Below are 11,039 nucleotides of genomic sequence, written 5' to 3'. Positions count from 1 at the left end.
TTCGCGGCGGGCGCTTCGCGGCGGGCGCTTCGCGGCGGGCGCTTCGCGGCGGGCGCTTCGCGGCGGGCGCTTCGCGGCGGGCGCTTCGCGGCGGGGGCTTCGCCCGTGCCAGGGGGTGGCCGGCGGCGCGGCCGACCGGGCTGAGCTGGGGGAACGTGCCGGCGGGGAAAAGTGTCGTACCTCGGGGCTAGAGTTGCCGGGGCGCCTTTCCTGTGCGCAGACAACCGCTCAGACCAGCCTCAGAGCGGACATTTCCTCCTCATCTTCTTCACCCGGGAGTACACGGACAGTGGCCGACCGACTGATCATCCGTGGCGCGCGCGAGCACAACCTGCGTGACGTCAGTCTCGACCTGCCCCGGGATGCCCTGATCGTCTTCACCGGGCTCTCCGGGTCGGGCAAGTCGAGCCTGGCCTTCGACACGATCTTCGCCGAGGGGCAGCGCCGCTACGTCGAGTCGCTGTCGTCGTACGCGCGGCAGTTCCTCGGCCAGATGGACAAGCCGGACGTCGACTTCATCGAGGGCCTCAGCCCGGCCGTCTCCATCGACCAGAAGTCCACCTCGCGCAACCCGCGCTCGACGGTGGGCACCATCACGGAGGTCTACGACTACCTCCGGCTGCTGTTCGCCCGCATCGGCGAGCCGCACTGTCCGGTCTGCGGCGAGCGGATCTCCCGGCAGACCCCGCAGCAGATCGTCGACCGCGTCCTCGCCATGGCCGAGGGCACCCGGTTCATGGTGCTCGCGCCGGTGGTGCGCGGCCGCAAGGGCGAGTACGTCGACCTCTTCGCCGAGCTCCAGGCCAAGGGTTACGCCCGGGCCCGGGTCGACGGCGTGGTGCACCCGCTCACCGAGCCGCCGAAGCTGAAGAAGCAGGAGAAGCACACCATCGAGGTGGTGATCGACCGGCTCACCGTCAAGCCGAGCGCCAAGCAGCGGCTGACCGACTCGGTCGAGGCCGCCCTGGGCCTCTCCAACGGCCTCGTGCTGCTCGACTTCGTCGACCTGGCCGAGGGCGACCCGGAGCGCGAGCGGCGCTACTCCGAGCACCTGGCCTGCCCCAACGACCACCCCCTCGCCATCGAGGACCTGGAGCCCCGGGTCTTCTCCTTCAACGCGCCCTACGGGGCGTGCCCGGAGTGCACGGGCATCGGCACCAAGAAGGAGGTCGACCCCGAGCTGGTCGTCCCCGACCCCGAGCGCAGCCTGCGCGAGGGCGCCATCCAGCCCTGGTCGACCGGGCACAACCTGGAATACTTCCTCCGCCTGCTGGAGGCCCTCGGCGAGGCCGAGCACTTCGACGTCGACACCCCGTGGCGGGCCCTGCCGTCCCGGGCCCAGAAGACGATCCTGCACGGCTCCGACGACCAGGTGCACGTGCGCTACCGCAACAAGTTCGGCCGCGAGCGCTCCTACTACACCGGCTTCGAGGGCGTGGTGCAGTGGATCGAGCGCCGGCACACCGACACCGAGTCGGAGTGGTCGCGGGAGAAGTACGAGGGCTACATGCGGGACGTGCCGTGCGCGGCCTGCGGCGGCGCCCGGCTCAAGCCCGAGGTGCTCGCGGTGACCCTGGCCGGCAAGAGCATCGCCGAGGTCTGCAACCTGTCGGTCGGCGAGGCCGCCGACCTGCTCGCCGGCATCGAGCTGACCGACCGGCAGAAGATGATCGCCGAGCGGGTGCTCAAGGAGATCAACGCCCGGCTGAAGTTCCTGCTCGACGTCGGCCTGGACTACCTCTCCCTGGACCGCCCGGCCGGCACCCTCTCCGGCGGTGAGGCGCAGCGCATCCGGCTGGCCACCCAGATCGGCTCCGGCCTGGTCGGGGTGCTCTACGTGCTCGACGAGCCGTCGATCGGGCTGCACCAGCGGGACAACCACCGGCTCATCGAGACCCTGGTCCGGCTGCGCGGCCTGGGCAACACGCTGATCGTGGTCGAGCACGACGAGGACACCATCCGCACCGCCGACTGGATCGTCGACATCGGCCCGGGCGCCGGCGAGCACGGCGGCAAGATCGTGCACAGCGGCTCGGTGCCGGCGCTGCTGGAGAACCCGGAGTCGGTGACCGGGGCGTACCTGTCCGGCCGTCGGTCCATCCCGACGCCGCAGCAGCGCCGCCCGCAGACCCCCGGCCGGGAGTTGGTCGTGCACGGCGCGCGCGAGCACAACCTGCGCAACCTGACCGTGTCGTTCCCGCTGGGTCAGCTCATCGCGGTCACCGGGGTCAGCGGCTCCGGCAAGTCCACGCTGGTCAACGACATCCTCTACGCGGTGCTGGCCAACCAGATCAACGGCGCGCGGCTGGTCCCCGGCCGGCACACCCGGGTCTCCGGGCTGGAGCACGTCGACAAGGTGGTCGGCGTCGACCAGTCGCCGATCGGGCGTACCCCGCGGTCCAACCCGGCCACCTACACGGGGGTCTGGGACCACGTCCGCAAGCTCTTCGCGGAGACCACCGAGGCAAAGGTCCGGGGGTACGGTCCGGGCCGGTTCTCGTTCAACGTCAAGGGCGGCCGCTGCGAGGCGTGTTCCGGCGACGGCACCATCAAGATCGAGATGAACTTCCTGCCCGACGTGTACGTCCCGTGCGAGGTCTGCAAGGGCGCCCGCTACAACCGGGAGACCCTGGAGGTCCACTACAAGGGCAAGACCGTCTCCGACGTGCTGGAGATGCCGATCGAGGAGGCGGCGGAGTTCTTCTCCGCGATCCCGGCCATCCACCGGCACCTCAGGACGCTGGTGGACGTCGGCCTGGGCTACGTCCGGCTCGGCCAGCCCGCGCCGACGCTGTCCGGCGGCGAGGCGCAGCGGGTCAAGCTCGCCTCGGAGCTGCAGAAGCGCTCCACCGGCCGGACGGTCTACGTCCTCGACGAGCCGACCACCGGCCTGCACTTCGAGGACATCCGCAAGCTGCTGATGGTGCTGGAAGGGCTGGTCGACAAGGGTAACACGGTGATCACGATCGAGCACAACCTCGACGTGATCAAGTCGGCCGACTGGCTGATCGACATGGGCCCCGAGGGCGGCCACCGGGGCGGCACGGTGCTCGCCACCGGCACCCCCGAGGAGGTCGCCGAGGTGCCCGAGAGCCACACCGGGCAGTTCCTGCGGCAGGTGCTCAAGCTCGACGGCGAGGCCAAGGGCGCGGCGGCGGCCACCTCCCGGGCGGCCAAGGCCAACGGCGCGAAGTCCCGCGCGCGGAAGGTCCCGGCCGGGGCCCGCTGAGGCGCGCCGGCACCCGACCGGGCGGGCCGCCGGGCCCGTCCGGCCAGCCCGGCGCTCGCCGATCGGGTGAACCGTCGGGCACAGTGTTGCGTGTACCCGAGCGTGGCCGCGGATCATCACTGGGCGGCGGCAGCCGAGAGAGAGGCAAGGCATGAGTGACGAGCAGGAGCTGACCGGGCCGGCGACGCAGACCCGGCGCGCCCTTCTCACGGGCGCCGGCGCGGTCGGCGCGGCGGTGGTCCTGGCTGCCTGCGGCAGCGACGACTCCGGCGGCGGCGCGATCCCGACCAGCGGCGGCCCGGCGGTGCCCAGCAGCGGCGACGCCGGCGGCGGCGACCGCGCGGGTGCGCAGTCGTTGGCCCGCACCGCCGACATCCCGGTCGGCGGCGGCGCCGTCTACCCCGCCCAGGGCGTGGTGATCACGCAGCCGACCGCGGGTGATTTCAAGGCCTTCGACTCGATCTGCACGCACCAGGGCTGCCCGGTGACCAACGTCGACGGCGGCACCATCAACTGCACCTGCCACTTCAGCAAGTTCTCCATCGAGGACGGCTCGGTGAAGGGCGGCCCGGCCACCAAGCCCCTCCCGCCGAAGAACATCAAGGTCACGGGCGACCAGATCTCGCTGGCCTGACCGGACGCACCGCGGCCGGCGACCCCGCCGGGTCGTCGGCCGTCGGCATCCCGTCGTGGCGTCCGCGTCGACCGTCGCCCGGCCGGCGGGGGTTCCCGGAGTGCGGCCGGCGGCAGGAACGGCTCCAGCACCAGGACACCGGCCGCGTCGCCGGCGGGTCGTCCACCGGGCCCGGGCGGGTGGGGCGGTGCCTGCGCTCCTGACGGGGGCTGTCGGGGGTGCGGACTAGGCTTGCTGCCGTGGCTGACCCCTCGACCTACCGTCCCGCGCCCGGCACGATCCCGGAGTCACCCGGGGTCTACCGGTTCCGCGACGGCACCAGCCGGGTGATCTACGTCGGCAAGGCGAAGAACCTGCGCAGCCGCCTCAACTCCTACTTCGCCGATCTGTGGGGCCTGCACCAGCGCACCCAGCAGATGGTCACCACCGCCGAGTCGGTCGACTGGGTCACGGTCGGCACCGAGGTCGAGGCGCTCCAGCTCGAATACACCTGGATCAAGCAGTACGATCCGCGCTTCAACGTCCGCTACCGCGACGACAAGTCGTACCCCTATCTGGCGGTCACCCTCGACGAGGAGTTCCCGCGCCTGCAGGTGATGCGGGGCGCCAAGCGCAAGGGGGTGCGCTACTTCGGGCCCTACTCGCACGCGTGGGCGATCCGCGAGACGCTCGACCTGCTGCTGCGGGTCTTCCCGGCCCGCACCTGCTCCGCCGGGGTGTTCAAGCGCGCCGGCCAGGTCGGCCGCCCCTGCCTGCTGGGCTACATCGGCAAGTGCTCGGCGCCGTGCGTCGGCAGCGTCACCCCGGAGCGGCACCGCGAGATCGTCGACGGTTTCTGCGAGTTCATGGCGGGCCGCACCGACACGATGGTCCGCAAGCTGGAACGGGAGATGACCGAGGCCAGCGAGCAGTTGGAGTTCGAGCGGGCGGCCCGGCTGCGCGACGACATCGCCGCGTTGCGCCGGGCGATGGAGAAGCAGACGGTGGTGCTCGGCGACGGCACCGACGCCGACGTGGTCGCGTTCGCCGACGACCCCCTGGAGGCGGCCGTCCAGGTGTTCCACGTCCGCGACGGCCGGGTCCGGGGCCAGCGCGGCTGGGTGGTGGAGAAGACGGAGGACCTGACCACGGGCGACCTGGTGCACCACTTCTGCACGCAGGTCTACGGCGGCGAGCAGGGCGAGGCCGACGTGCCGCGCGAGCTGCTCGTGCCGGAGTTGCCCGCCGACGCCGTCGCGCTGGCCGACTGGCTCTCCAGCCACCGGGGCAGCAGGGTGACGCTGCGGGTGCCGCAGCGCGGCGACAAGCGGTCCCTGCTGGAGACGGTCGAACGCAACGCCAAGGACGCCCTCGCGCGGCACAAGCTGCGCCGCGCCGGCGACCTGACCACCCGGAGCAAGGCCCTCGACGAGATCAGCGAGGCGCTCGACATGCGCACCTCGCCGCTGCGCATCGAGTGCTTCGACATCTCGCAGATCCAGGGCACCGACGTGGTGGCCAGCATGGTCGTCTTCGAGGACGGGCTGCCCCGCAAGAGCGAATACCGACGGTTCATCATCCGTGGCGCCACCGACGACCTCTCCGCCATGTCGGAGGTGCTGCGCCGCCGCTTCGCCCGTTATCTCGACGCCCGCGCCGAGACCGGTGAGGTGGGCGTCGAGCCGGCCGACGACCCTGACGCCCCGGCCGGGCAGGCCGGGTCCGACGAGCCGCGGGTCGGCACCCTGATCGACCCGACCACCGGCCGGCCGCGCAGGTTCGCGTACCCGCCGCAGCTGGTGGTGGTCGACGGCGGCGCGCCTCAGGTCGCGGCGGCGGCCCAGGCCCTCGCGGAGCTGGGCGTCGACGACGTGGCGCTCTGCGGCCTGGCGAAGCGGCTGGAGGAGGTCTGGCTGCCCGACGACGAGTTCCCGGTCATCCTGCCGCGCACGTCCGAGGGGCTCTACCTGCTGCAACGGGTGCGCGACGAGGCCCACCGCTTCGCCATCACCTTCCACCGGCAGCGGCGCTCGAAGCGGATGACCGAGTCGGCGCTGGACAAGGTCCCCGGCCTGGGCGAGGTGCGGCGCAAGGCGCTGCTGCGGCACTTCGGCTCACTCAAGCGGCTCTCCGCCGCCACCGTCGAGGAGATCACCGAGGTGCCCGGCGTCGGTCGGCGCACCGCCGAGGCGATCCTCGCCGCCCTCGGCGGTGAGCCGTCCGCGCGGTCCTGACTGCCAGCCCAGACGCCTCTGCTCCGTGCCGTACCGGTCCTTCCGGGCCCTCGCCTTCTTCCGGACCCCCGAGCTGCCGGCGGTACGGCCGCCGGCCCACCCCCACCGAGCCGCCGCCGTCCCCGACTGCGTCAGGGTCTTGACATCCGGCAGGTTCGATATACGGTCAAGGCCGTAATGCGGCCCCGTGATGGTGGGTAGGAAACCGTCGACAGCCGCGAATCTTCCTTCACGCCACCGCTCTGACGGAGGTCGAATTGCTCATATCGATGCGGAAACTGCGCTTGGCCATAGCGGCCGGTGTCCTCGTGGCGTCAACGGGTAGCGGGGCTCTCGCCGCTGCGCCGGCCCAGTCGCCGACCGTGGACCCGGTCGTGCGCAACGGTGGATTCGAGGATCCTGTCTCGGCTACCGCAATTCCGGGCTGGACCCAAAGATACGGGACGGGCGGCTTCAGCGTTGTCGCATCGCCGACGCGCGGCGGGTCGCAGGCGCTTTCCATGGAGGATCCCAGCAACACCGGCCAGTTTGGCCTGCTCAGCGACCCGGTGCCGGTGATCGCTGAGCAGAAGTACGACTTCGGGGCCTGGGTGCTCGTCAAGCGGGGCATTCCGTCGATCGTCGTCTACTACTACGACGCGGCGGGGCGGCAGCTGTCCAGTAGCTCGCACCGCATCTACTACGGCGACCCGACCGCCTGGGCCTGGGAAGGGGTGACCGCGACAACCCCCGCGGGGACGGCCACCGCCCGGATCCTGCTCTACTCGTCCACCGGCGATGTCACCGGCGTCACCTGGGACGACGTCACGTTCCGGCGCGCTGTGCCGCGGACCGAGACCTCCATCGGGCACCCTGTGGTGGCCGCCAACATCCTCGACACCGCGTACGGTGTGGGGCCCGACGGTCGCGAGGAGATATACGCCGTCACCACGGGTACGCCCGCCCGGTTCGAGGTGATCGACGTAGCGTCCGGCGATCTCAGGCACGCGGTCTCCCTGCCCGCTGGCGCACAGGGATCATGGACAGTCATCACTGGCGGCGACGGCTCGGTCTACGTCGGTGCCTACAACGACGGGCGGCTCTACCGCTGGTCGCCGTCGACCGCCAAGCTGGAGTCGCTGGGCCGGGCCACCCCGAACGCCATGTACCTGTGGGACCTGGAGGTCGACGAGAACGGCATCGTCTGGGGTGGCACCTACCCGAAGGGTGAGGTGTTCAGCTTCAACCCCGCCACCGGTGACTTCACCAGCTACGGCAGCGTCTCGGAGGAGGCCTACGTGCGCAGCGTCGCCGTCGCCGACGGACTGGTCTACGCCGGCCTCGGCAGCTCGAAGCCGCGCATCGTCGTGCTCGATCCCGGAACCGGAACCCGGCGCACCATCGAACTCCCCGCCGAGCACCGCGACAACGAGTTCGTCTACTTCCTCGACATCCGGGGCGACACGATGTTCGCCCGGGTCACCCCGGGCAACCACCTGCTCGCCTACGACCTGAAGCGAGGTGAGTGGGCCACCGATCTCGGGCCGACCTCGTTCGGCAGTGTGTCGGAGCCCGGGCCGCAACGGGACGTCTACTACATCGACGCGGCCGGTGAGCTGCGTGCCTACAACCTCACGTCCGGCCAGGTGCGGGGGACGGGCATGAAGAACCTCAAACCGGCGCGGGACTTCGGCTGGGTGCACCTGGGCAGCGCAGACTTCCCGGGCAACACGCTCGCGTTCATGTACCAGACCGGCGAGCTGGCTCTCTACAACCCGGTCACCGGAAAGCACGACATCCGCCAGGCCGACGTGGAGACGGCACCGATCAAGATCCAGTCGATCGGCCGGGGACCCGACGGTCGGATCTACACCGGCGGTTACATGTACGAGGGTGTCTCCGCGTACGACCCGGCGACGGGGACCACCGAGCAGCTGCCGCGCGGGCACGTCGGGCAGGTCGAGGGGATGCTGGCCCACGACGGCGACCTCTACCTCGGGACGTACACCCGGGCCAACCTGTACCGGTACGACCCGACGCGGCAGTGGGACGGCGCCACCAACCCCGAGCACATCGGCGCCCTGGAGCACCTCGAGCAGGACCGGCCGTTCGCCTGGGCGTCCGTGGGCGACCGGGTGGCCTTCGGCACCGTCCCCTCCTACGGCAAGCTCGGCGGGGTTCTCGGCCTGTACGACCCGCAGACCGGGGAACTTGTCACGCACCGGGATGTCGTTCCGGGCCACAGTATCGTGTCGCTGGCCGCGGCGGGCCAGGTGCTCTTCGCCGGCACCTCCGTCCACGGTGGGCTGGGCTCCACGCCGACGGACCGGACCGCGAAGATCTTCGCCTGGGACACCACCCGCGCCGCCAAGCTGTGGGAGATCACGCTCAGCCCGGAGGTTGAGGCCGTGACCGCCCTGACCGTCGCCCCGAACGGCAACCTCTGGGCGATCGACATGGGTCGGTTGTACGAGCTGGACCCGGCCACCGGCCAGGTGCTGCGCAAGACCCAGCTCACCCCGTACCTGTGGCAGGGGGCCGCCGTCTGGGTCAGCGCGGACCTCGAGTTCGCCGAGGACGGCACCCTGTACGCGTTGAGCCGGGGCAACCTCTTCCAGGTCGATCCGACGACACTGGAGTCACGGAAGTTGGCCGCCGGGATCACCAACTACACCTTCGCCCGTGACGGGCACACGTTGTACTACACCCGTTCCGACGAGGTGTTCCGCCTCAGCCCTGAGGCAGACTCCGCCGGCTGATCCGGACCGCCGGGCCGCTCCGGCGATCAAACCGCGATCGGGTCGGGAGGTTCTGCCTCCCGACCCGATCGTCGCGTCCGGCGAACCCCGTCGCCGGCAGCTACGGTCGAGTAGCCGCTGGCTCAGCCGGCCGCCGGTCACTCGCCCAGGACGGTCAGGATCTGCTCGCCGTACTTCGCCAGCTTGTTCTCGCCGACGCCGCTGACCCGGGACAGCTCCGCCAGGGAGGCCGGCGCGTCGGTGGCGATCTGCCGCAGCGTCGCGTCGTGGAAGATCACGTACGCCGGGACGCCCTGCTCCTTGGCGGTGGCCGCCCGCCACGCGCGCAGCCGCTCGAAGACCCCGGCGGCTGCCGGGGACAGGTCGGCCACGACGGTGGCCGCCCCCCGCGGCTTGGCCGCCCGGGGCGAGGCGACCCGCTCCGGCTCGCGCCGCATCATCACCGTGCGGCGGCGGCCCAGCACCTCCGCGCTGGCCTCGGTCAGGGCCAGCGTGCCGTAGTCGCCCTCGACCGCCAGCAGCCCCTCGGCCAGGAGTTGGCGCACCACGCCGCGCCACTCGGCCTCGCGCAGCTCGCCGCCGATGCCGAACACGGTCAGCGAGTCGTGGCCGTACTGGGTGACCTTGTCGGTCGTGCGGCCGAGCAGGATGTCGACGCAGTGCCCCGCGCCGAAGCGCTGGTTGCGTTCCCGGTCGAGCCGGAACACCGTGGAGAGCAGCTTCTGCGCCGCGACGGTGCCGTCCCACGACTCCGGCGGGTCGAGGCAGGTGTCGCAGTTGCCGCAGGCGGCCGTCGCCTGCTCGCCGAAGTAGTCGAGCAGTTGGGCGCGGCGGCAGCGGACCGTCTCGCAGAGGGCCAGCATCGCGTCGAGGTGGGCGGCGAGGTTGCGCCGGTGGGCGAGGTCGCCCTCCGAGGTCTCGATCAACTTGCGCTGCTGCACCACGTCCTGCAGCCCGTACGCCAGCCAGGCGGTCGACGGCAGCCCGTCCCGCCCGGCGCGGCCGGTCTCCTGGTAGTAGCCCTCGACGGACTTGGGCAGGTCGAGGTGGGCGACGAAGCGGACGTCGGGTTTGTCGATGCCCATGCCGAAGGCGATGGTCGCCACCATCACCAGGCCGTCCTCGCGCAGGAACCGCTGCTGGTTCCGCGCGCGGGTCGCTGCGTCCAGGCCGGCGTGGTAGGGCAGCGCGGCGATGCCGTTGGCGGTGAGGAACTCCGCCGTCTTGTCCACGGAGGCGCGGGACAGGCAGTAGACGATGCCGGCGTCGCCGGGGTGTTCGTCGCGCAGCAGGCCCAGCAACTGCTTGCGGGGCTCGCGCTTGGGCACGATCCGGTACTGGATGTTGGGCCGGTCGAAGCTGGCCACGAAGTGCCGGGCGTCGGTGAGCTTCAGCCGGGTGGCGATCTCGGCGCGGGTCGCGCTGGTCGCGGTGGCCGTGAGCGCGATCCGGGGCACGTCCGGCCAGCGTTCGTGCAGCATCGACAGGGCGAGGTAGTCGGGGCGGAAGTCGTGCCCCCACTGCGACACGCAGTGCGCCTCGTCGATGGCGAACAGGCCGATCCGGCCCCGGTCGAGCAGCTGCTGCACCGGGCGGGTGCCCAGCGCCTCCGGGGCGAGGTAGAGCAGGTCCAGCTCGCCACCGACGAACGCCCGCTCCACCGCGCGGCGGGCGTCGAGGTCCTGCGTCGAGTTGAGGAAGCCGGCCCGCACGCCGACCGCGGTCAGCGCGTCGACCTGGTCCTGCATCAGCGCGATCAGCGGCGAGACCACCACCGCCACGCCGTCACGCACCAGCGCCGGGATCTGGTAGCACAGTGACTTGCCGCCACCGGTCGGCATCAGCACCAGCGCGTCGCCGCCGGCCACCACGTGGTCGATCACCTCCTGCTGGAAGCCGCGGAAGGCGTCGTAGCCGAACACCCGGCGCAGCGTCTCCAGGGCGTCGGACGTGCGCAGGTCGGTGGGGGAAGCCATCCGGGGATTCTACGAACCGCCCCCGACACCCGGCCGGCCCGAGCCGCCCCGGCGCGCCGGCCGCGCCCGGACGGCCGGACACCGGCGGCTGCCCACCGCCCGCCGGGCGGGGCGGCCGGGCCGGACGCCGACGGCGGTGCGGCAGCCCGCCGGGCCACGCCGCCCGCGGGCGTACGTCGGTGGGCCGGCAGCGGCGGGATAGAGTCGCAGATTGACCACGCGCGGCCGGGGGTCCCGGCCGCGGCGCCA

General features: G+C 71.7%; 5 protein-coding genes. 4 read left to right on the top strand and 1 reads right to left on the bottom strand.

The features are described 5' to 3' along the window. Window positions 1–289 precede the first annotated feature (289 nt). The 4 genes from uvrA (at window position 290) to AB0L34_RS19380 (ending at window position 8,814) form a co-directional block, all read left to right on the top strand. A complete protein-coding gene (uvrA, locus tag AB0L34_RS19395; protein ID WP_363705729.1) occupies window positions 290–3,229 on the top strand; it encodes an excinuclease ABC subunit UvrA in 2,940 nt (979 codons plus the stop codon). Window positions 3,230–3,380: 151 nt separating this feature from the next. After that, window positions 3,381–3,863: a Rieske (2Fe-2S) protein gene (locus AB0L34_RS19390; protein ID WP_363705728.1), complete on the top strand. Its 483-nt coding sequence runs from the start codon at window positions 3,381–3,383 to the stop codon at window positions 3,861–3,863. A gap of 239 nt (window positions 3,864–4,102) precedes the next feature. Then, window positions 4,103–6,076 carry an excinuclease ABC subunit UvrC gene (gene uvrC / locus AB0L34_RS19385; protein ID WP_363705727.1) on the top strand — a complete coding sequence of 658 codons (1,974 nt, stop codon included), beginning with the start codon at window positions 4,103–4,105 and terminating at the stop codon, window positions 6,074–6,076. Between the two features lie 500 nt (window positions 6,077–6,576). Continuing rightward, window positions 6,577–8,814 (top strand): hypothetical protein, encoded by a 2,238-nt coding sequence (locus tag AB0L34_RS19380; protein WP_363705726.1) that lies wholly within the window; start codon window positions 6,577–6,579, stop codon window positions 8,812–8,814. 137 nt (window positions 8,815–8,951) lie between these two features. Here the strand turns inward: AB0L34_RS19380 and recQ are convergent, their stop codons facing one another. Next, a complete protein-coding gene (recQ, locus tag AB0L34_RS19375) occupies window positions 8,952–10,790 on the bottom strand; it encodes a DNA helicase RecQ (RefSeq protein ID WP_363705725.1) in 1,839 nt (612 codons plus the stop codon). Window positions 10,791–11,039 lie beyond the last annotated feature (249 nt).

Origin of the sequence: Micromonospora sp. NPDC052213, from assembly GCF_040679695.1 — a bacterium.
Taxonomy (GTDB): domain Bacteria; phylum Actinomycetota; class Actinomycetes; order Mycobacteriales; family Micromonosporaceae; genus Micromonospora.
Note: the sequence above shows the minus strand (reverse complement) of the source record. Positions and strands in the feature narration are given on the sequence as shown.